This window comes from Mycolicibacterium neoaurum ATCC 25795 (assembly GCF_000691525.1).
Classification (GTDB): Bacteria; Actinomycetota; Actinomycetes; order Mycobacteriales; family Mycobacteriaceae; genus Mycobacterium; species Mycobacterium neoaurum.
On sequence record NZ_JMDW01000015.1, the window covers coordinates 89,979 to 110,425 of the forward strand.

Consider the following 20,447-nt stretch of genomic DNA (forward strand, 5'->3'; position numbering starts at 1 on the left):
GGGCTCAATCTACGCGCCATCGGTGCGCTCTTCCGGCCGGTGCGGGCTGGCCCGCAACGAACCGGGGTGTGCCTTCGCGTCGGGATCCTTGCGCGTCTTGATGAGGCTGGCGACCGTCACGATCGTCAGGATGACGATGATCACGGCCAGGCTCACGTACGTGTCGATCTCGGGAATGCTGGGGTTGACGTCGACATGGCCCCAGTGCAGGACGAGCTTCACGCCGATGAAGGCCAAGATGATCGACAGTCCGGTCGACAGGTACACCAACCGGTCGAGCAGCCCCTTCACGAGGAAGAACAGCGCGCGCAGCCCCAGCAGCGCAAAGGCGTTGGCGGCGAAGACTATATAGGCCTCGCTGGTGATGCCGAAGACCGCGGGAATGGAGTCCAGCGCGAACAACAGATCGACGCTGCCGATCGCGATCAGCACCGCCAGCATCGGCGTCGCCATCCGGCGGCCCTGCGCCCGGGTGAACAGCTTTCCGCCGTCATAGTCATCGGTCACCGGCACGAAGCGGCGCGTCGCGCGGACGACGAAGTTGTTCTCGACGTCGGGATCCTCGTCGCGGTGCCGAAACAGCTGAATGGCGGTATAGATGAGCAGCAGGCCGAACACCAGGAACATGAACGAGAACAGCGACAGCAGCGTCGCGCCCAGTGCGATGAAGATGGCGCGCATGATCAACGCCAGGATGATGCCGAAGGTCAGCACCTTGTGCTGGTGCTCCTCGGGGACGGCGAACGTCGTCATGATGATGACGAAGACGAACAGGTTGTCCACCGAAAGGCTCTTCTCGACCAGATAGCCCGCGAAGTACTCGGTGCCGGCGTCACCGCCGTAGGTCATGGCGAACCAGACCCCGAACGCCACGGCCACCAATATGTAGAACACCGACCACGCGGTGGCCTCCTTGAACCCGACCCGGTGTGGTCGCAGCGCGGCCAACAGGAGGTCGACGGCGAGCAGGACGATGATCACGGCTATCGTCAGGCCCCACGTCACCGGGCTGATATCGAGCATGTGTGTGCGTCTCCTCCGCATGACCGGCACGTCCGGTTTTCAAGATCACCGGTACCCAGTCGGGGGAGTCGTCAATCACTTCCTGGTGTCGACGATAATTCGTCCGTGAGTGCACAGACCTCCCGGTCCCGTCGGTTCGGACGCATCGAGTCCGCCGACCTGACCCAGGCCGCCGTTTTCGCTGGTCTGTTGGCCGCGCTGGGTCTGCCCGGCACGCTGACGATCGGGCCGACGGGTGTACCCATCACGTTGCAGACCCTGGGTGTGATGTTGGCCGGATCGATCCTGGGACCGCGTAAGGGCGCGTTGGCCGTCGGGTTGTTCGCCGTGCTGGCCATCGCGGGTCTACCGATCCTGGCCGGTGGCCGCACCGGGCTGGTGTCACTGTCGTCGCCTACGGCCGGGTTCTTCGTCGGCTGGCTGCCCGCCGTCATCGTGATCGGGACGCTGACCGCGCTGATGATGCCGCGCTACCGGACGCTGTGGGGTATCGGCATCAATATCGTCGGCGGGATGGCGGTGATCTACCTGTTCGGCACCGCTGGTTTGATGCTGCGTACCGACCTGTCCTGGTGGGCCGCGTTGGCCACCAACGGCATCTATGTGCCCGGCGATATCGCCAAGGCGGTGTTGTGCGGTGTCGTCGCCGCGCAGGTCCATCGCGCGCGCCCCGGGCTGATCACGCCGTGGCGGACCCCGCGGGCCTAGGCGGGGGGACGGACACAGCGTGACCGAGGAGACCATCGTCCTCGACGGCGTCTCACACGCATTCGGGGAGCGCACGGTGTTGCGCGACATCACGCTGACCATCGGCGAGCGTCGTGTCGGCATCGTCGGAGCCAACGGCAGCGGTAAGTCGACCCTGGCCCGGTTGTTCAACGGGCTGGTGATACCCGATACCGGCGTGGTGCGGGTGCGCGGCCTGGACACCAGGCGCTCGGTCAAACAGGTGCGCCGACTGGTCGGGTTCGTGTTCACCGACCCCGACCGCCAGATCCTGATGCCGACCGTGGGCGAGGACGTCGAGCTCTCGCTGTCGCGTCTGTCGATGGATCGGGCCGCCAAGACAGCGCGGGTGGCCGAGGTGCTCGAGAGGTTCGGACTGTCCGGGCATGCCGATCAACCCGCGCACCTGCTCTCGGGCGGACAGAAGCAGTTGTTGGCGCTGGCCACCGTGTTGGTCACCGAGCCGGCGGTGGTGGTCGCCGACGAGCCGACCACGCTGTTGGATCTGCGCAACGCACGGATGCTCCGCGCCGCCTTCGCCGATCTGGACACCCAATTGATCGTTGTCACCCATGACCTGGACCTCATCCAGGACGCCGATCGGGTGATCGTGTTGGACGAGGGCCGGGTGGTGGCCGATGACGCACCTACCGCCGCGCTCGCGGTGTACCGGCGGTTGATGGGGTGAGCGTGCTTGGCGATTACCGGCCGGGGACATCGTGGCTGCACCGATCCCCGGCCGGGGTGAAGCTGGTCGGGCTGGGTGCGGTCATCATCGTGATGACCATCGTGGTGGATTCCCCGGCTCGGCTGGCGGTGGCCACCGTCGCGCTGCTGGTGGCCGCCATCTCGGCGCGGCTGCCGGTCTGGTCGCTGATCGTGCAACTGCGCCAGGTGCTCTGGGTGGTGGGGGCCATCTTCGTTCTGCAGGTAGTACTCACCGACTGGCGCCGAGCGCTGGTGGTGTGCGGGGTGCTGTTGCTCGCGGTGGCCTCGGCGGCGATGGTGACCCTGACCACCCGGACGACGGCGATGCTCGACGCGGCGATGCGAGCGATGGCGCCGCTGGCGCGGTTCGGCTTTCCGGTCCGGCAGGTGGCCCTGGCCCTCGCCCTGACGATCCGATCGATCCCCTTGCTGGTCGACATCATCGCCCGCGTCGACGAGGCGCGGCGCGCCCGTGGCCTGCGCGTCACCCCACGGATCGTGTTCGTCCCGATCATCGTGGGGGCCTTGCAGGCCGCCGATGATTTCAACGAGGCGTTGATTGCACGCGGTCTCGACTGACCGGCGCTAACCGCTCTCGGCGAGTCCGGCCTCGGCCTGGACCAGTTCGACGGTGTCACCGACGTCGATGGTGACCACGGCCGTCGCCTGGAAAAGACCGTGGACGTCGTCGGTGCGGGCGACGGTGTGAGCCCGCGCGAAGAGCGGCTGCACGTCGAACACCTTGACGCGCACCTTCTCCCGGATCAGACGGCCCAATTCGCGCCCTGACTCGGGATCGGTGATCACCTGACCGAACTCCGAGTGGACCGCAAACACCATGCCCACCGTCACGCCGGCCTGGGCCCCTCGGTTGATGACGAGGGTGTAGTCGTCCTCTATATGGGCGACTTGGCCGTTCATGATGCCGCCAACGAACTGCTCTCCCGCAGAGCGGTTTTGGCGCCCGCTCGGATGCGCGGGCGAGCCGCGGACTCATCGGCGAGCAGCAGTGCGTCGATGGGCGTCGTCTCGGTCTGCTCGGTGCCGAGCGTGAGTTCCAGGGCGGTCTTGGCCTGGAACAGTGCGATCATCGCCGCCTGCTGGCGTTCGGCCCCGAAGGAGTTCAGCGCCAGCGTGAGCTTGTGGTCGACGTAGTCCACCGCGCGCTGCAGGTCCTTCGCGGAGGCCACCGGAGCGGCTGCCGCGGTCTGCGCGGTGTGGTCTGCCTGGGAGTGGCCGTTGCCGTACCGGCGATGGCCGAGCGCGCCGAGTGCGATCGCACACAACGGGATCACCACCACCGAGCAGAGCAGACCCGCCGTGCCCTGCCAGGCGATCGATCCCACGATGCCGAGCAACATCAAGGTTGTCAGCACCGCCATGGCGCGTAGCGCCGCGGGCACGGAACCGACCGCCCGACCCGTCATGCGTACAAGGTCGGCGCAGTATGCGGCGATCGCACGGGTGGCGGTGAACAGGGCGGTACCCACACCGCGGGCCAACCGGCCTGCGCTGTCCACATGGTGTCGGGTCACCGGATTCTTCGGCAGGGACCACTGCCTGGAAGGCTGCCGAGCACCCGGCCTGGGCTGTTGTTCGGTGGTCTTCGCGTCGGCGGACGCGGCGGTGGCGGCTGCCGAGACGGGATCGCCGGGCTCCGGGGATGGTGAGTCCGAGATCGCCGGCGTGGCTGTCATCACATCCACACCACTGGTGACATTTACATCATTGGACGCATTCGCATCATCAACCACATTTGCATTTTCGCGTCACCACCGTGCGAAAATCTCTCCGGCGCGCCGATGCCACCCGAATATGTGCCGCACAGGTGCATAAAACGAGGACTCGGTCGCGGAGCGAAATTATTGACGGTCGTGGCGTGAAATATGCGTGCACGGGGTACGCGAGCGTCGGCGAAAGGGAACCCGATGACAAATGCAGGGGAGCGGCGGCTCGGTTTGTGTCCGGGTTGCGGCTATCCGGTGATCGGCCCGCAGGCATGTGCGGTCTGTGCCCCGTTGTTGACCGCGGCGCATGGGGAGCCCGCCGAGCCGACGCCCGGCGGTCCCATCGTCGCGGCCTGAGCTCTCGATTGGAGCCTCGGCGAGTCGCCGTCAGCGCAGCATTCCCAGCAGTTGATTGAAGAATTCGGACATCGACGGGTGGGTGTAGATCCCCTCCCGCATCGCGGTGGCGGTGATCTGGTGCCGCATGGCCAACGACACGAGATTGACGATCTCGTGTGCGTCATGGCAGAGCAGGGCCGCACCGAGGATCATGTCGGTCTCGGCGTCGACCACCAGCTTCATCAGGCCCGCGGTCTCACCGACGATGCGCGCCCGCGGCACCGTCGCCAGCTTCGCCACCGGACTGACCGCCACCTGGATGGCCCGACCGGCCCGGCGTGCCTCGCGCTCGGTCATCCCGACCCGGGCCAGCGGCGGCGTCAGGAAAAGACAGTTCGGGACGGCGATTCGCTGGGTGGTGGAGCGGGGATGCGCGGCGCCCGTCAGCTGATCGACGACGATGCGGTGATCGTCGAGGGAGATGTAGGTGAACTGCGGACCACCGTTGACATCGCCGACGGCGTACACGTTCGGCAGGCTGGTGCGCAGGAACTCGTCCACCACCACGGCGCCACTGCTGGCGGTCCGTATCCCGGCTGTGTCGAGGCCGAGGCCCGCGGTATCGGGAACCCGGCCCAGGGCGACCAGGATGGTGTCACCATCCGCGACGGCGGTGCGGTCGTCGACCGAGTAGCTCACGCGTGCCCCGCCGCCCATCGTGCTGACCTCTTGGATGGCCGCACCGGTGACTATTCGCACCCCGCGCCGCTCCAACAGGTCGCGCGCCGACGCGGCGACATCGTCGTCCTCGAATCTGAGGATCTGCGAATGGTGTTCCAGGACTGTCACTTCGGTCCCGAAGCCGGCCATCATCGATGCGAACTCCAGGCCGATGTACCCACCGCCGAGCACCACCAGCCGGTCTGCCCGCGGGACACGCTCGAGCAATTCGGCGCTGGTCACGGCGACCGGACACTCGCGAAGACCCGGGATATCGGGAATCACGGGCACCGAGCCCGTGTCGATGACGATGGCGGCGGCCGAGACCGTCACCTCGCCGTCGGCGGTGCCCACCGATACCGAATCGGGCCCGGTGAAGACCGCTTCGCCGGTCAGGACCGTGACGCTGGGAAGGGGATCGAAGATGTCGTAGTTGACCGCGCGCAGATCCGCGGTCAATGCCTGAGTGGCCGCCACCGCGTCGGCATGAGCGGTGACACCGTCCTCGTCGGGGCGACGTTGCTCACTGCGATAGACCATCGATTTGGTCGGTACGCACCCCACGTTGATGCAGGTGCCGCCGTACATTTTCGGGGACCGTTCGACCAGGACCACGCTGCGGCCCTGCTTGCCGAGCGTCGCGGCCAAGGTCTTGCCACCCTTACCGAAGCCGATGACCAGCAGGTCCACTCGCAGATGCGTCATGCTGCCTTTCCTCTGTCGTGCAACGATATCGGCCGATACCGGGATCACTGTGGATGCGCCGCGACGTAGTCGACGACCGGAACAGGGGTGAGTCGTTCGTAGCCGACCGGGAGCAACACGTCGCCGGCCGTGGTCCGGTAGTACACCTCCCACCGGTGGAAGCCCGCGAACGCAACGGGATCGGCGGCGAGCACCGCCGCATAGGCCTGCACGGCGGCCACGTAGTCGTCGGAGTTGTTGTACCGGAACAGCGCATGAGCGGGATCGTCGACGAAGCCGTTGGACGCCAGATAGCGCCCCGCCGCCAGAATCGCGTCGCGGGGGTCGTTGATATCTCCGCCGCGGCCGTGCGCGGCGAATGTCGACGGCAAGAACTGCATGGGACCTTGCGCACCGGCGCTGCTGGTGCCGGTGATGCTGCCGAGCCGGGTCTCGACCAGATTGACAGCGGCCAGGTAATTCCAGCCCACGCCCGAGGCGGCTTCCGCCTCTCGGTAGTGGCGGAGCAGTTCGTCCGCGGGCTTTGGCGCGACGATCCGCCAGGCCGGCAGAGTCGAATTGGCCTCGGTGGTGAGTAACGCATCGAGATGGCGGCGGGCGGTGATGTTCAGGTCGTAGACCGCGCCGAACTCTGTCGCGATGCGTGGACGAACGATCGCATCCCATTCGGGATGCCGCCCGATGGTTCGATAGGCCATCTGCTGGCGGCGCGCCGCGTTCCGCAGTATTTGCTCCGGCCTGCGGTCGTCACGCAGCACTCGTTCGTCGGCGACCAGCTCGTCGGCGATCTGCGCCGGGTCGGCCGCCAGCCGAGGCTGTGCGGGAGTCGCCGGTGCCGGAAGTGGCCGCGACGGAACGACCGGTGCGGTGACGGTGGGATTCACGGCCGCGGGACTCATCGGGGCCGGGCGCCGAGGATGCGCACAGGCGACGGTTGACATCAACACGGCCATCGACCCGGCGACAGCCACCGACATCGACACGGCCCGGCCAAGTCGCGCATTCCAGGCCGTCGGGAGGTGTCGGTCGCGTAATTTGCGATGCAGCTTCACCGAGCAGCGTGTGACAACGATGTGGCGACCATAGCAAGCGGCGGTCATCGGCACGTCAGTGCTGGGAGTTCGGTGCGGTGCATCGGTATCGCTTCGGAAAGGACTCTCATGGGATATGCCGCGCACATCGGACGAGTGGGAGCGTTGGCGGTAACACTGGGGGTGGGAGTCGCGGTGGGGTGGGCGCCGGCGGCGTCGGCCGATACGTCAGGTGACTCGTCGTCGAGTACTTCTTCTGCTTCTTCCTCGCCCTCCGCGTCTGCCGGGTCGTCGACATCGGGTTCCTCGGAGGCGTCCCCTTCTGAAACGAGCTCTGCCGCATCACCCACCGCAGGCGGACCGACTACGCCTTCGGACCCAGATCCCGAGCCGACGGAGCCGACCGACACCTCGGGGCAGGTGGGTGCCGAAGAATCCGAGCCCGCGCCGGAATCGAAGAGGACCGCCAGGAGATCGGCCCGTCAGGCCGGGACGTCAGGTGTCCTGGAGCGCCGCGAAATGACTCGGGCCGCCGAGGGCTTCGGCATCGAAGCGCCATCGTCGGCCGAGCGCACCGACGCCCGGCAGACCGGCATCGAGCAGCCGAGCGACGCATCGAGCAGTTCGCCGGTCGTGACCGCCGACCGGGTGACACCGACAAGCGCACCGGCCACCGTCGTCGACAACGCCGAGCCGGTCCTCGGTGCCGGTGCGGCCACGACGCCGACGGAACTCGCCTCGGCAGCCACCGGCCAGCCGCTCGTCGAGACCAACCCGGAGCAACCGCCGCTGCAGGCCGCGGTCGCCGTTGCAGCGTTGGCCGCCGTACGCGACGAACTGGAACGTAATACGATGCGCCGCAACGCCTCTCCGACCGCTGTCGCGGCCGCATCGCCGGAGAGTAAGAACGTCCTGCTGATCGGAGTGGACGGCACGAATCTCAGCAAGGTGCTCTCCGATCCCGCCAACGCCAACTTCTTCACGCTGATCCAGGAGAGCACCACCGCGCCGTCGAGCATCGTCGGGCACACGACCATCTCGAATCCGTCGTGGACCTCGATCCTGACCGGATTCTGGGGTGAGCGGACCGGGGTGATCAACAACATCTTCACGCCGTGGACCTACGACAACTACCCGACGGTGTTCAACCAGCTCGAAGGTGCGCACGGCAACGGTATCCAGACCACGGCCATCGCCAACTGGGACGTCATCGCGGCCATCGCCGCGGCCGGGGCCAACCGTGCCGACACCATTCACTACATCGGTCCGGAGTCCAGTTGGGCGGCATCCGACGATCTGGTCGGTGCGGTCACCGGTGCCACCATCGCCGCCGCCGACCGTGATGTCGCCAACTTCGTCTTCAGCTATTTCGTCGGTGTCGACGAGGCCGGACACGCCTTCGGTGGCGGCTCGCAGGAGTACACCGATGCGCTGCTCAACTTCGACCGCAACTTGGGCGCGATCATGCAGCAGGTCCGCGACTGGGAGGCCGCGAACGGTGAGACATGGACGGTCATCCTGGTCACCGACCATGGCCATCAACCGCAGCGAGGGCTCGGCCACGGTTTCCAATCCCCGGACGAGACAGGCACTTTCGTCGTCGTGCGGGGTGAGGGATTCGGAGGATCGGGCCCCGGGAACGCCCTGATCAACCTGCAGTATGAGATCGTCGATGTCACCCCGACCGTTGTCACGCTGTTCGGCGGCACCGTCCGACCGGGTAGCGACGGCACCTCGATGACCGAGCTCACCAACAGTGTCCGGCCGATCGACAACGATGACGCGTTGCGTGCTGCCCTGCAGGACATCATCGGCAAGAACGGCTACCCGGATATCGCGACCGACGTGGCGCTGGGTGTCCGCACCATCTTCGCGTCCATTCCCTACTTCCTGGTCGATATCGTCGACGGGATCGTCGGTGGACTCAAAGCCGTTGCCGGACAGAACATCTTCCTGGTGAGCTTCCTGGCCGGTGCGGCCGTCGGGCCCGTCGAGTTCATCGGCGACCTCGGCTACGTGGTGACCAACTTCGCCGCGCAGATCGTCGCGCGGATCACCGGGGTGACCGGCGCCAGCATCTTCCCGCTGTGGCCGCCCGCCGCACCCGACTTCACCCCGTATGACCCGGACCAGCTGATCACGATGGTCGCGGTATGCGGCGATCCGAGTGCGGCCGGCACCGCACAATGCCCGGCGTCGATCGCGGTCTGACCCGTCAGGATTTCATCGAACCCAGGTAATAGGACTCGTCGCCGGTGGGGTAGCCGCCGCCGTCTGTGGCGATGTGGATGTGATCAAAATGGTTCAGGGTTTCCGATCCGTAATCGGCCGTCCAGCTGGGTGCGCCGATGCCGGGATAGAAGCCCTGCCGCCAGATCACATGTATGACGCCCCACCGTTCTGCATTGGCCAGCGCGAGTCCGGCGATCTGGTTACCCAACTCGATGCCTTGCTCGCTGTTGTGGTCGGGGATCATCACATCGATCGCCAGACCACTGGGATGCCATTTCAGTGCATCCTGCCGATAACCGCCGATGGTGGTGATCTCCGGGTACATCATGCTGATGGCACGAGCGACCCAGATCGTCTTCACCTGTAGCCCGCCCTCCGGGGCGACGCCGGGGTCCAACGGAAAGTCGAGAACTCGCGGTTCGACAGGGGCCGACGCCGCCAGCAACTCGGCTTCGGTGGCACGCTGCCCGGGTTGGGCGGGGAAGGCGGGCGGTGCCGTCGGGTTCACGGCGGCGGCCGCACCGTGCTCGGTGTCCGCGAGGTGCGGCTGCGGCGCCGCGTTCTGGGCAATGATCACGATCGCCGAGACCGCCACCGACATCGTGAGCGCAAGCCAGCGGCCGCGGTTGCCGGCTAACACGATCTTGCTCACGGAATGCACCTTAAACCCGGCGTCGGGCGGATCGCGGCAATGTCGATGAACTGACCCCACGAGTTCGCCCGGACGAACCGCAACCCGGCGCCGCACCGCCGGGTCGCGTCGATGCAGCAGCAACCGATGGGCCGGATACACGACGCGGTGGCGCCGCGCGGATCAGCAAAATGAGGTGGACGGGATTCGGTGCAGGGTTCGCGCGATGACGCCCGACAAATGAACGGTCAATGGCCGACGTGCAGCGCTCGACGGAACACGTTCGAACAATGTGTCGCAAACTGAGAGTTTTCTAAGCGCATGTCTGACATACTTCTCGCGGCAAATTGGGTCAGCTTAAGGAGCTTCGGTGGGAAACGTGCCCAGCACAGTCTTTTCGGCATTGGCAGCGGGTGTTTTGGCGACGACGGGAGTGGCTGTCGTCTCGGTGGATGGTGAGCGAGCGGACCTCGCCGGCTCGGCAACCGTCGCGGCCCCGCACATCGTGCACGCGCAACCGGTGCTGGCCGCCGCGACCGCAGTGCTGCCCGCCCCGGCACCGAATGCGCTCTATGGTGCGCAGGTCGGCGCCGGTACCCAGAATTCCGGCGCCCCGGCCGCGGCGGATTCCGGTGGCACCCTGATCACGTTCGTCCCGACCGACGCCGACGACCTCTCCGCCGCGCCCGGTGGCGCGGCACGTTCGGCGGCCGGTGCTGCCCCCGAGTTCACGCCTGAGGTGTTGGCAGACGCCGTCGCACGCACGGGTGGAGACCGCGACACACCGGTCACCATGATGATTGCCGCGGCAGACGGTTCGCTTCAGGTCGCGCAGACCAATCTGGGCGATCTGCCTGGCGCGATCGCCGGGTTGCTCGGGGATATCGGTGGCCGGATACCGGTGATCAGCTTCTTCGTCCGCAACGGTGACGCGGCCAATCCCGATGGCGGCCTGCTCATCGGCAACGGCTTCACCTCGGTCACGGCCGGTGTCAACGGTGGCCGCGGCGGGTTGCTCTTCGGCAACGGCGGCGCCGGTGGCATAGGCGCCGATGGGGGACAGGGCGGTCTGCTCGGCAACGGCGGCGACGGCGGCCTCGGCGGCGGCAACGGCGGTCACGCCGGCTTGCTGGGTAACGGCGGGCGCGGCGGCGACGGTGTCGGCGGGATCGACGGTGGTGACGGCGGTCGCGGTGGCCTCATCTTCGGTGATGGCGGTCGCGGCGGTAACGGTGATCTCACCAACACCGGTGCGGTCGGTGGTGCCGGTGGCGCCGGCGGACAGGCGGGCCTGCTCGTCGGCAACGGTGGCGCCGGTGGTGACGGCGGCAGTGCGGAAGGTCTGAACGCGGTCGGCGGCGCCGGCGGCGACGGTGGCACTGCGGGCATCCTCGGTGCCGGTGGTGGCGGCGGCGCCGGCGGCAGCGCGACCGGAACCGAAGATGTCATCGGTGGGACCGCCACCGGTGGTGCCGGCGGTAACGGTGGCCAGGGTCTGTACGCGCCCGGCCGCGGTGGCAACGGCGGCTCGGCGACTGCGTCCGAGACTGGTTCGGCCGTCGGTGGTGCCGGTGGCACCGGTGGTGTGGTCGAACTCGGGTTCGCCGGCGACGGCGGCACCGGCGGTGACGCGACGGCCACGTCCGGTAACGCCACCGGTGGCGCAGGCGGCAGCGGCGGTGGCAACGCGATCGTCGGCGGCGGCGGGCGCGGCGGCAACGGCGGCAACGGGACATCGCAGACCGGTGCCGGGACCGGTGGTGCCGGCGGCAGCGGCGGCGGCAGCGGCCTGGTGCTCTTCGGCGGTGGTCGCGGTGGCGACGGCGGCAACGGCACCAAGAACAACGAAGGCGGCACCGGCGGCGCCGGCGGCCAGGGCGGTAACGGCCGGGGGATCCTGACCGGCGGCGGACGCGGCGGCGACGGTGGTAACGGCGTCGGTGACGGCGGCTTCAACAGCGGCACCGGTGGCAGCGGCGGTAATGGGGGCAACGGCAACTTCGGTGGATTCGGCGGCAACGGTGGCAACGGCGGCCAGTCCAACGGCAATCCCGGCCAGGGCGGCAGTCCCGGCGGCGGACCGGGCAACGTCGGCGGCAACGTCGTCTGACCGATCGCACATGTGAGAAGGGCCGACCCGCGGAACAAGGGTCGGCCCTTTCTCGTTGGCCAGCTGAGTGACACTGGACCTACATCCGGCGATGTCACGATCGCCTGGCGCCGAATCGAACACGGGGGGCCCATGACCACGTCCGGTCTGTTCCGAGCCACCGCCCTGGTCGCGGCAGTCACCGTCCTCGTCGCAGCGTGCTCCACCGACTCGGGACGCAATGATCACGGCCGACTCGGTCCGCAGGCGCAACGCGCCACCTCTCCGATCAACTTCGCCTTGCCGGAATCGGAGCGTTACCACCGGCTGGCGACCTATCCGGTGTATCTGAACCGGCCGACGGGCACGGACCCGGCGGCCGAGACCGCGGCCGAGATCGGCACCGCGAGCGTCGACGGCAACACCGTCATCTACACCGATGCCGCAGCCAAGCGCATCGGCTTCGTCGACATCAGCGATCCGCTCAACCCCGTTGGTAGGGGGACGGTTTCGTTACAGGACCTCGGCGGTGCCGACGACCGGCCGACATCGATCACCGCGGTGGGGGAGTTCGTGCTGGTGGTCGTCGACGGCACCGGGGCAGATCGCACCAACCCGTCGGGACGGGTGGACGTCATCCGGGTCGCCGACCGGACCCGGGTGCGCAGTATCGATCTCGGTGGACAGCCAGATTCGATCGCGCTGAGCCCGGATGGCAGCTTCGCGGCGATCGCCATGGAGAACCAGCGTGACGAGGAGACCGCGCCACCCGATGGTGCCGAAGGAGACCTCCCGCAGCCGCCGACCGGATTCGTCCAGTTGTTGACCCTGGCCGGCGGGCCCGCCCAGTGGCGGACCCGCCGGGTCGACTTCGACATCGAGCAGGCCCGCGCTGCCGGTCTGGACACACCGCAGGATCTCGAACCGGAGTACGTCAGCATCAACGCGCGCGGACAGGTCGCGGTGACGCTGCAGGAGAACAACGGCATCGCCATCATCGACGGGAACACCGGCGCCGTCTCCTCGATCTTCAACGCCGGCACCCAGACCGTCGAGGGCGTCGACACCCACGAGGACGGCACCATCGACCAGAGCGGGTCTATCGCAGCGGTGCCGCGCGAACCGGACGCCATCGGCTGGATCGGTGACGATCATGTCGTCACGGCCAACGAGGGTGACTGGAAGGGCGGTACCCGAGGCTGGACGGTGTTCGACGCCGCCACCGGCGAGATCACCTGGGACGCCGGCAATTCGCTGGAAGAGCTCGCGGTCCGCACCGGGATGCACGTGGAATCGCGGGCCGAGTCGAGGGGCTCCGAACCCGAAGGCCTGATCAGCACCGAGATCGGCGGGCGGCCGATGGTGTTGGTGGGCTCCGAGCGGAGCAACTTCGTGGCCGGTTATGACGTCAGTGACCCGAAGGCTCCGGCGTTCCGCCAGATCCTGCCGACCGCCGCCGGCCCGGAGGGCATCCTGGCGATCCCGTCGCGCAATCTGCTGGTGGTCTGTTCGGAGGCCGATGATGCCGATGACGGCGTGCGTTCGGCGATCACGATCTTCGGATACGGCGGTGCCTACGCGGGCATCGATGCCGGCAGGCCCATGTTCCCGTCCGTCGTCTCCGGCGACCTCGACGGGACGCCCATCGGCTGGGGCGCGCTCGGTGCGCTGGCGGCCGACCCCGCCGCTGCGGACCGGCTGTTCACCGCGACCGACGGCGCATACGGGCCGGCGCGAGTGTTGAGCATCGACCTGTCCAAGACACCCGCGTTGATCGACAGCGAACTGCCCATCACCGAGAACGGATCACCGGCGAACCTGGACATCGAGGGCCTGGTGGTGCGTCCCGACGGCTATGTGCTGGCCGTGGAGGGGCCCGATGGTGGCGGCAACGAGTTGGTCAATGTCGCGCCGGACGGTGCCATCAAGGATCACGTGCGGTTGCCCGCCGAGGTCGCCGCGGGCCTGGCCGGTCAGGGCCTGGAGGGGGTGGCGATCGACGGCGAGACGATCTGGGTGACCCTGCAGCGCGAGATCGCCGGTGATCCACCGGGAGTCGTGCGCCTGGGCCGGTACACCCCGGCGAACCGGCAGTGGGATTGGTTCGGCTACCGGCTGGAGCCGGCCGAGGCCGACGGGGATCGGATGAGCCTGTCCGAGATCGTCGTACACGACGGTGCGTTGCTGGTCCTCGAGCGCGACAACCACACCGGTCCCGAGGCCAGGGTGAAGGCCATCTACCGGGTCGAACTGCCCGCCGGGCCCGGTGCGGTCGGTACCGCCGAGCCGCCGGTGCTGCCCAAGACACTCGCCCGCGACCTACTTCCCGACCTGGCGGCCACCAAGGGATTCATCCAGGAAAAGGTCGAGGGCTTCGCCGTGGCAGGCAACGGGAATGTCTACGTCGTCACCGACAACGATGGTGCCGAAGCCGGCACCGGTGAGACGGTGCTGCTCAACCTCGGCCCGGCCCGCGAGGCGCTCGGTTAATCCTCCTTGCGGATCAGCCGGCCCAGTGCCGCGCGGTCGGCAGACAACAATTCGTCGATGCGCGCCTGGTTGACGTCGGCGACGATGATCTCGCCGACCTCCTGATACACATTGCTGAACAGGCCGTGCTTCTTCAGCTTCTCGGTTTGGTAGATGTTGTCCTCGGTGGGCGTCACGTAGTACACGATCTCGGGCTTGAAGCGATGGATCAGCCACAGGTGGATCACGTCCATCAGGCGCTTCTTGCGCAGTTTCTCGGCGTAGGTGTTCTGGTCTCGCACCGTCAGGATGCTGCGGCCGTGCCGATCCTTGATCGGATCGACGATGACATCGGCGACCTTGTCCTCCCCGTCGCCGTAGATGCCGAGCTCCAGCACATCGGAACCGGCGCGACGCGGCCGCAGCTGTACCCGCAGCGTCTCGCTGAGCTGGTAGTGCTCGCCCCAGATGGCCAGCCACTCTTCCAGCAGCTTCTTGGGCACCTCGGTCTGCACGAGGTGCTGGTGTTGGGTGGATCCCTTGCCCATCGACTTGGTCGTCGCGGTGCGCCCCGATGATGCGGCCAGCGCGGCATCGCTGCGCGGACCACCGACGAGGGTTTGCGGTGTGCGATAGGGCGATTCGACCAGGCGCATCTTGCGCTGCAGTCGGGCCAGGGACAACATGCCGTCCTGGAGCAACGCGGTCGCGAATTCCTCGGCGGCCACCCCGTCGATCTGATGTCCGCCGTAGGTCATGAAGTTGAACACGAAGCCGAGCTTGCCGATCTCCTCGGGGAAGGCCCGCATCTCGTCATCGCTCATACCGGTGGTGTCCCAGTTGAAGGACGGTGAAAGGTTGTAAGCCAGCATCTTGTCCGGGTACACCGCGTGGATCGCGTGGGCGAACTCGCGGGCGTCGGCAAGGTCGGCCGTCTTCGTCTCCATCCACAGGATGTCGGCAAATGGTGCCGCGGCAAGCGATTTGGCGATCGCGTAGGGAATGCCGCCGCGGATCTGGTAGTAGCCCTCCGGTGTCTTCACCCGTTCGGGGTCCCACACCACGTCCGCACCGAGGGATTTCGCCTTCTCGCGTGCGGCGTACAGCGAGGCGGTCTTGGCGAACTCCCGCCACTCGGCGGCGCTCATCTCGGCCTTCTCGCCCTCGCGTTCCCGGAACTCCAACAGTTCGGCCACGGCATCGCCATAGGTCTCCAACCCCGCATCGTCCTGCCACGCTTGGACGAATTGCGATTCCACCTCGTCGAACAGCGCATCAACGGATTGGCCCGGCCGGTAGGACTCGGCTGCCCTGGCCACCGCGTCGAGCAGACCCTGGCGCTCCAACCAGGATTCGGCCGCCGCGTATTCCCCCTCTGGCAACGCATAGAGCAGGTGCCCGTTGAGTTCGGTGATACCGAGGGTGTGGAAGCGTCGGGTGATCGCCAGGAAGCAGGCCTTGTACGGCGGGATCTTCACATTGGTCGCGCCGAGCAGGAACGGTTGATCACGCTCGTCGGCCCGGCTGTCGATCAAGTTGGCCGCCTCGGCGTCGGTGCGCGCGACGATGATGCCTGGCACCCGCATGATGTCGAGCTGGAAGCGAGCAGTGTTGAGCCGCTTGATCTGTTCGTCCGACGGCACCAGAACCTTACCGCCCTGATGACCACACTTCTTGGTGCCCGGCCGCTGGTCCTCGATGTGATAGCCGGGGACACCCGATTCGACAAAACGCCGAATCAGGTTGCGTACGTGCGGATCCCCGCCGTGGCCGGTGTCGGCGTCGGCGATGATGAACGGCCGGTAGTCGATCGGGGGTTGCGCGGCACGTTGCTCGGGGGTCATCCTTAACCGCAGGTACTGCTGGTTGCGGTCGGCGGTCAGCAGCGCACGGACAAGTCCGGCCGCCTCGTCGGGTACCTGACTGAGCGGGTAGCTGGCCAGATCGGGTCCGGGGTCCTCGCTGATCGACCCCTTCGCCGAGGTCGCCCAACCGCCGAGATAGATGCCCTCGATCCCCATCCGCTTCATGGTCACGGCCTGGCCGGGCGAGTAGGGCCCGAAGGTGGTGATGCTCTTCTTCTGCTCGAAGAGTTCCCGCAGTCGCGGATAGAACGCCGTGGCGGCTTCGCGCGCCACCGGATAGTCCGAGGGGATGGTGCCGCGCTGTTCGGCGACCTGGCGGGCCGAATACAGCCGGGTGATGCCGTCGAAGCGCGGGCTGTCGAAGTACTCCTGGGTGGCGGCCACATCCTGGGAGAACTGCTCATCGGATGTGGTGTCGGCGCTGCTGGCCATCTATCTGCTCCTCGTCGAGCCTCTGCGGACCACTCGATTATCGCGGTGCGGGATCATGACCGGAGGCGAGTTGGGCCGATTGCGCCCGACCGGCCGAGCCCGGGCCTAGGCTGCCGGCCATGTCGATCGACGGTGCGGCCGTGGCAGTCGGGGGATTGCGGATGGCTTCGGGGATCTCGTTTTTGGTGGATCCGCTGCGGGCGAACCGGCTATGGGGCTCGCCCGATCGCCCCGACGCCACCGCCCAGCTGTTGTTGCGGTCGATGGGATACCGCGATGCGTTGATCGGGGGATTGTTGCTGGCCGCCGGTGTCCGGGGCAGGAACACCCGCGGGTGGTTCCTTGCCTCCGGCGGGGCCGATGCCGCCGACCTGCTCGGTGGCGCCGGAGTTCATCATCAGATGCCGCAGTCCCAGCGGATCATCGGTCTCGGCGGCGCGGTCGTCGGCATCGGTGTCGGCCTGTGGGGTGCCACCCGGCGGCGGGTGGTGCAGAGCGGACCGACGGCGAGTGTGCCCAGGGATCAGATGTCGTGACTGCCCGCGGGACCCGAACGCGGCCCGTAACGCTCCTCGTAGGCCCGGTGTTTGTGCGCATTGCGTTCTCGGGAGAGGGCGTCGACCAGGTTGGGGTTCAGCCCATGCTTGGCAAGCATGTGCCGCCGCCAGACCTTGTTGAGTGCGTGTGAGAAGAACACGAACGGGATGAAGATCGGCAGGGTCATGCTGACGTGCAGGTACAGCGACATCGGGATGAACCAGATGGGGGCCAGGATGGCAATGGCCGGAACCGCCACCCGGGCCATCATGCGCACCGTGGCGCCGGGTCCGGCCAGATCCTGGGCGACCCACTGCCGCATGGAGACGGGAAGCGTCTTGCCGTAACAGTAGGCGATGTACTGAAGCGGGCCGGGTCGCGTCGCGGGTCCCGTGGCAGTCGGCATGGACTCGAAGTCTAAGCGTCGGTATTCTGAATTGCGAATTATCTCAATCCATCAATCAGGAGTGCGGCGGGCGTGGCGGACAGTTTCCTCGGCGGACCCGAACGACCGCTCTATGAGATCAAGGCCAATCTGTTCAAGGCGCTGGCACACCCCGCGCGAATCCGCATCCTGGAGATTCTCTCGACCAGTGCGGCAGCCACCCCGGTGAGCGCGATCCTGGCCGATACCGATATCGAACCCACGCAGCTCTCCCAACACCTCGCCGTGCTGAAGCGCCACCACGTCGTGCGTGGGCACCGGGTCGGTAATGCCGTGTACTACGAACTCGCCCACCCCAAGGTCGCCGAGTTGCTGGTCATCGCGCGCGTCTTCCTGACCGACACCCTCTCGGCCCAGCGCGACCATCTCGACGCCATCGGCGCACTGCCGCCCATCGGCACATCGGCACGATGAGGCCGCCATCGCGGTGGTGGACAACCGCCCGCGCGCTGCTACCCGGTGCGCGTGACTACGCCGGTCTGCGCTCGTCGTGGCGGCACGACGTTCTTGCCGGCATCACCGTGGGTGTCGTGGCGCTGCCGTTGGCGCTCGCATTCGGGATCAGCTCGGGTGTCGGTGCGGCAGCGGGACTGGTCACCGCGATCGTCGCCGGCATCGTCGCCGCGGTGTTCGGCGGCTCCCACGTGCAGGTGTCCGGGCCCACCGGCGCCATGGCCGTGGTGCTGGCGCCGGTGGTCGCCCAGCACGGTCTTTCCAGCGTGGCCATCGTGACGATCCTGGCCGGCGCGATGGTGTTCGTCGCCGGTGCGACGGGCGTGGGCCGGCTCGTGACGATCATCCCGTGGCCCGTCATCGAAGGGTTCACCCTCGGTATCGCGGTGATCATCTTCCTGCAACAGGTGCCCGCGGCCGTCGGCACCGCAGCGCCGGAAGGTAAGCGGCCGTTGGCCGCTGCCCTCGAGGCGCTGACGACCGCAGACGGGGTGACCGCCCGGTGGGCGCTGCTGGTGGTGGCTGTGGTGATCGTGGTGATGGTCGGCCTACGCCGCCTGCTCCCCACCTTTCCGTCATCGCTGGTGGCGGTGATCGTGGCATCGGTGGTGGTTTCCGTTGCCGGGCTGCCGATCCCACGCATCGGCGAGCTGCCCGCCGGATTGCCCGTACCGACCTGGCCGCAGGCGGATCTCGCGGCGATGAAGGCATTGTTCGGTGCGGCACTGGCGATCGCGGCGTTGGCTGCCATCGAGTCGCTGCTGTCGGCCCGGGTGGCCGCGAGTCTGTCGGGCACCGCTGCAGGTGATCCCGACCGCGAGCTCGTCGGGCAGGGAATGGCGTCGGTGGCCGCCGGACTGTTCGGCGGGATGCCGGCAACAGGTGCGATCGCGCGCACCGCGGTGAACGTCAAAGCCGGTGCGCGAACGCGGATCGCCGCGCTCACGCATTCGGTGCTGTTGATCGGTGTCGTCTATCTGCTCAGCGGCCCGGTGGGCGCCATCCCGTTGGCGGCGCTGGCCGCGGTGCTGATGGTCACCGCCACCACGATGATCTCCGGCGGCGTCATCGCCAGGGTTCTGCGCAGTGGTCGGTCGGGAGCGCTGATCTTCGTGGTCACCGCGGGTGTCACGGTGTGCCTCGATCTGATCCAGGCCGTGGAACTGGGGATGTTGGTGGCGGCGTTGTTCGCGCTGGCCGCCATGGCCCGGCGCAGCGGTGTTCATCGCGAAGCGTTACCGGGCCCGTATCGACCCGGCGATGAACACATCATGCTGCTCCGGTTGGACGGCGCCATGTTCTTCGGCGCCGCCGAACGGATATCGGACACGATCGCCGAACTGGCGGCCTCCGGGCCTGCGGTGGTGATCATCAGGATGTCCGGTCTGCATCACCTCGATGCGACGGGTGCCCATGCTTTGAGTCGGATCACCGACCAACTGGAGTCGCGCGGAACGCTGGTCATCATCAAAGGTGTCGACCCCGAGCAACACGAGCTGCTGACCAACATCGGCATCCACCAATCGTTACGGCACGAGACCCACCTGATGGACAGTCTCGATGAAGCCATCGCCCACGCACGCGCCCACGTGGACCGCGAAAATGCGTTGACGGCCCAGGGTCGGCACGACGCCTAGACTCACAGCCGTGACGAAGTGCCTGGCCGCGGTAATTCTGATCTGCGTCCTGGCCGGCTGCACCCGGACGGTGGACAACCCGCGGGCCACATCCCAAGCCTCGATCGGACCGATCACTGCCGGACAGGTCGCCGATATGCTCAGCCCGGATATCCAGAATCACGATGGGAACAGATTCGCCGTCGTCGTTCCGGACAGCTGTGCCGGCACGGCCCTGGAGGTCGATCCGCCGTTCCTCGTCGATCACGGGCCCGTCGCCGAGGACGGTGGGCACTGGTCCGGGACCAACGGCCGATCCGAGGTGGTGAACGAGGAGATGGTCGCGGTGTATCCGTCCGACTTCTCGGCCGCCGACGCACTCGCAACGGCTCGGCAGATCGTCGAAGCCTGCGCGGGTAGGCGGGTGGAGGTAACCACCATGGCCGACCGTACCTACACGTTCACCGTCGAAGCGCCCGCCGTCCAGGCGCCGGCGGGGTCGGTCCTGTGGTCGCTGCGCAGCGCGGAGTGGAACTGCGACAACCTGATGGTGGCCGCGCACAACGCGGCCATCGAGGTGACCAGCTGCGGCCCAGGCGGTGGCATGGATACCGTCACGGCCGCCGAGCAGGCACTCAAGCGTTTCGAGATGCTGGCCGACAACACGGCCTGAACTCGGGTAGTCCTACTCATCCGCGC

The 20,447-nt window shown here is 67.3% G+C and carries 19 protein-coding genes; 11 read left to right on the forward strand and 8 right to left on the reverse strand.

Annotation, left to right across the window (positions count from 1 at the left end):
* Positions 1 to 9: 9 nt before the first annotated feature.
* Entirely contained in the window at positions 10 to 1,023 is a 1,014-nt protein-coding gene (locus IC40_RS0121250) for a TerC family protein (RefSeq protein ID WP_030136693.1), read from the reverse strand.
* A 105-nt stretch (positions 1,024 to 1,128) separates the two neighbouring features.
* Between IC40_RS0121250 and IC40_RS0121255 the strand changes: the two genes are divergently transcribed.
* Genes IC40_RS0121255 through IC40_RS0121265 form a run of 3 tightly spaced genes read left to right on the forward strand, consistent with a single transcriptional unit; the run spans position 1,129 to position 3,036 of the window.
* Positions 1,129 to 1,731 (forward strand): biotin transporter BioY, encoded by a 603-nt coding sequence (locus IC40_RS0121255; protein ID WP_030136694.1) that lies wholly within the window; start codon positions 1,129 to 1,131, stop codon positions 1,729 to 1,731.
* Between the two features lie 19 nt (positions 1,732 to 1,750).
* Entirely contained in the window at positions 1,751 to 2,437 is a 687-nt protein-coding gene (locus IC40_RS0121260; protein ID WP_030136695.1) for an energy-coupling factor ABC transporter ATP-binding protein, read from the forward strand.
* Positions 2,434 to 3,036: an energy-coupling factor transporter transmembrane component T family protein gene (locus IC40_RS0121265; RefSeq protein ID WP_030136696.1), complete on the forward strand. Its 603-nt coding sequence runs from the start codon at positions 2,434 to 2,436 to the stop codon at positions 3,034 to 3,036. The genes IC40_RS0121260 and IC40_RS0121265 overlap by 4 nt, the downstream gene beginning before the upstream one ends.
* 6 nt (positions 3,037 to 3,042) lie before the next feature.
* Here IC40_RS0121265 and IC40_RS0121270 read toward each other — a convergent pair whose 3' ends face one another.
* Positions 3,043 to 3,378 carry a hypothetical protein gene (locus IC40_RS0121270; protein WP_030136697.1) on the reverse strand — a complete coding sequence of 112 codons (336 nt, stop codon included), beginning with the start codon at positions 3,376 to 3,378 and terminating at the stop codon, positions 3,043 to 3,045.
* The gene (locus IC40_RS0121275) at positions 3,375 to 4,154 is read right to left on the reverse strand and encodes a hypothetical protein (protein WP_030136698.1); all 780 of its coding nucleotides are present in this window, start codon (positions 4,152 to 4,154) and stop codon (positions 3,375 to 3,377) included. Before IC40_RS0121275 ends, IC40_RS0121270 begins: the two co-directional genes overlap by 4 nt.
* A gap of 231 nt (positions 4,155 to 4,385) precedes the next feature.
* Between IC40_RS0121275 and IC40_RS27905 the strand changes: the two genes are divergently transcribed.
* A complete protein-coding gene (locus IC40_RS27905; protein ID WP_157837332.1) occupies positions 4,386 to 4,541 on the forward strand; it encodes a hypothetical protein in 156 nt (51 codons plus the stop codon).
* Positions 4,542 to 4,571: 30 nt separating this feature from the next.
* Here the strand turns inward: IC40_RS27905 and IC40_RS0121280 are convergent, their stop codons facing one another.
* Both IC40_RS0121280 and IC40_RS0121285 read right to left on the reverse strand, forming a co-directional pair.
* Positions 4,572 to 5,948, reverse strand: a complete 1,377-nt coding sequence (locus IC40_RS0121280) for an FAD-dependent oxidoreductase (RefSeq protein WP_030136699.1) — start codon at positions 5,946 to 5,948, stop codon at positions 4,572 to 4,574.
* A 44-nt stretch (positions 5,949 to 5,992) separates the two neighbouring features.
* Positions 5,993 to 6,925, reverse strand: a complete 933-nt coding sequence (locus IC40_RS0121285; RefSeq protein WP_030136700.1) for a lytic transglycosylase domain-containing protein — start codon at positions 6,923 to 6,925, stop codon at positions 5,993 to 5,995.
* Between the two features lie 573 nt (positions 6,926 to 7,498).
* Here IC40_RS0121285 and IC40_RS0121290 point away from each other — a divergent pair.
* The gene (locus tag IC40_RS0121290; RefSeq protein WP_234411598.1) at positions 7,499 to 9,190 is read left to right on the forward strand and encodes an alkaline phosphatase family protein; all 1,692 of its coding nucleotides are present in this window, start codon (positions 7,499 to 7,501) and stop codon (positions 9,188 to 9,190) included.
* 4 nt (positions 9,191 to 9,194) lie between these two features.
* Here the strand turns inward: IC40_RS0121290 and IC40_RS0121295 are convergent, their stop codons facing one another.
* The gene (locus IC40_RS0121295) at positions 9,195 to 9,812 is read right to left on the reverse strand and encodes a VldE C-terminal domain-containing protein (protein WP_169740079.1); all 618 of its coding nucleotides are present in this window, start codon (positions 9,810 to 9,812) and stop codon (positions 9,195 to 9,197) included.
* Between the two features lie 409 nt (positions 9,813 to 10,221).
* Here IC40_RS0121295 and IC40_RS28485 point away from each other — a divergent pair, with 409 nt between their 5' ends.
* Positions 10,222 to 11,952 carry a hypothetical protein gene (locus IC40_RS28485; RefSeq protein WP_157837333.1) on the forward strand — a complete coding sequence of 577 codons (1,731 nt, stop codon included), beginning with the start codon at positions 10,222 to 10,224 and terminating at the stop codon, positions 11,950 to 11,952.
* A 132-nt stretch (positions 11,953 to 12,084) separates the two neighbouring features.
* Positions 12,085 to 14,421: an esterase-like activity of phytase family protein gene (locus tag IC40_RS0121305; protein ID WP_030136704.1), complete on the forward strand. Its 2,337-nt coding sequence runs from the start codon at positions 12,085 to 12,087 to the stop codon at positions 14,419 to 14,421.
* Here IC40_RS0121305 and aceA read toward each other — a convergent pair.
* Positions 14,418 to 16,697 (reverse strand): isocitrate lyase ICL2, encoded by a 2,280-nt coding sequence (gene aceA / locus IC40_RS0121310; RefSeq protein WP_030136705.1) that lies wholly within the window; start codon positions 16,695 to 16,697, stop codon positions 14,418 to 14,420. The genes IC40_RS0121305 and aceA overlap by 4 nt on opposite strands.
* A 119-nt stretch (positions 16,698 to 16,816) precedes the next feature.
* On the opposite strand from aceA, the gene IC40_RS0121315 reads away from it, so the two are divergent.
* Positions 16,817 to 17,233: a DUF4267 domain-containing protein gene (locus IC40_RS0121315; RefSeq protein ID WP_030136706.1), complete on the forward strand. Its 417-nt coding sequence runs from the start codon at positions 16,817 to 16,819 to the stop codon at positions 17,231 to 17,233.
* On the opposite strand, the gene IC40_RS0121320 is transcribed toward IC40_RS0121315, so the two are convergent.
* Positions 17,221 to 17,640, reverse strand: a complete 420-nt coding sequence (locus IC40_RS0121320; RefSeq protein WP_030136707.1) for a DUF5313 domain-containing protein — start codon at positions 17,638 to 17,640, stop codon at positions 17,221 to 17,223. The two genes, IC40_RS0121315 and IC40_RS0121320, sit on opposite strands and share 13 nt — an antisense overlap.
* A gap of 72 nt (positions 17,641 to 17,712) precedes the next feature.
* On the opposite strand from IC40_RS0121320, the gene IC40_RS0121325 reads away from it, so the two are divergent.
* From IC40_RS0121325 to IC40_RS0121335, 3 genes are read left to right on the forward strand one after another with little or no spacing between them, the layout of a single operon-like run.
* The gene (locus IC40_RS0121325) at positions 17,713 to 18,093 is read left to right on the forward strand and encodes an ArsR/SmtB family transcription factor (protein WP_030136708.1); all 381 of its coding nucleotides are present in this window, start codon (positions 17,713 to 17,715) and stop codon (positions 18,091 to 18,093) included.
* Positions 18,090 to 19,769: a SulP family inorganic anion transporter gene (locus IC40_RS0121330; RefSeq protein WP_030136709.1), complete on the forward strand. Its 1,680-nt coding sequence runs from the start codon at positions 18,090 to 18,092 to the stop codon at positions 19,767 to 19,769. The genes IC40_RS0121325 and IC40_RS0121330 overlap by 4 nt, the downstream gene beginning before the upstream one ends.
* Before the next feature lie 10 nt (positions 19,770 to 19,779).
* Positions 19,780 to 20,421: a sensor domain-containing protein gene (locus IC40_RS0121335; RefSeq protein ID WP_051644407.1), complete on the forward strand. Its 642-nt coding sequence runs from the start codon at positions 19,780 to 19,782 to the stop codon at positions 20,419 to 20,421.
* Positions 20,422 to 20,447: the final 26 nt, after the last annotated feature.

Coding starts and splice junctions, on each gene's coding strand:
- IC40_RS0121250 (WP_030136693.1), bottom strand. CDS start 1,023: ATGCTCGATATCAGCCCGGTGACGTGGGGCCTGACGATAGCCGTGATC.
- IC40_RS0121270 (WP_030136697.1), bottom strand. CDS start 3,378: ATGAACGGCCAAGTCGCCCATATAGAGGACGACTACACCCTCGTCATC.
- IC40_RS0121275 (WP_030136698.1), bottom strand. CDS start 4,154: ATGACAGCCACGCCGGCGATCTCGGACTCACCATCCCCGGAGCCCGGC.
- IC40_RS27905 (WP_157837332.1), top strand. CDS start 4,386: ATGACAAATGCAGGGGAGCGGCGGCTCGGTTTGTGTCCGGGTTGCGGC.
- IC40_RS0121280 (WP_030136699.1), bottom strand. CDS start 5,948: ATGACGCATCTGCGAGTGGACCTGCTGGTCATCGGCTTCGGTAAGGGT.
- IC40_RS0121285 (WP_030136700.1), bottom strand. CDS start 6,925: ATGTCGGTGGCTGTCGCCGGGTCGATGGCCGTGTTGATGTCAACCGTC.
- IC40_RS0121290 (WP_234411598.1), top strand. CDS start 7,499: ATGACTCGGGCCGCCGAGGGCTTCGGCATCGAAGCGCCATCGTCGGCC.
- IC40_RS0121295 (WP_169740079.1), bottom strand. CDS start 9,812: ATGTCGGTGGCGGTCTCGGCGATCGTGATCATTGCCCAGAACGCGGCG.
- IC40_RS0121305 (WP_030136704.1), top strand. CDS start 12,085: ATGACCACGTCCGGTCTGTTCCGAGCCACCGCCCTGGTCGCGGCAGTC.
- aceA (WP_030136705.1), bottom strand. CDS start 16,697: ATGGCCAGCAGCGCCGACACCACATCCGATGAGCAGTTCTCCCAGGAT.
- IC40_RS0121315 (WP_030136706.1), top strand. CDS start 16,817: ATGTCGATCGACGGTGCGGCCGTGGCAGTCGGGGGATTGCGGATGGCT.
- IC40_RS0121320 (WP_030136707.1), bottom strand. CDS start 17,640: ATGCCGACTGCCACGGGACCCGCGACGCGACCCGGCCCGCTTCAGTAC.
- IC40_RS0121330 (WP_030136709.1), top strand. CDS start 18,090: ATGAGGCCGCCATCGCGGTGGTGGACAACCGCCCGCGCGCTGCTACCC.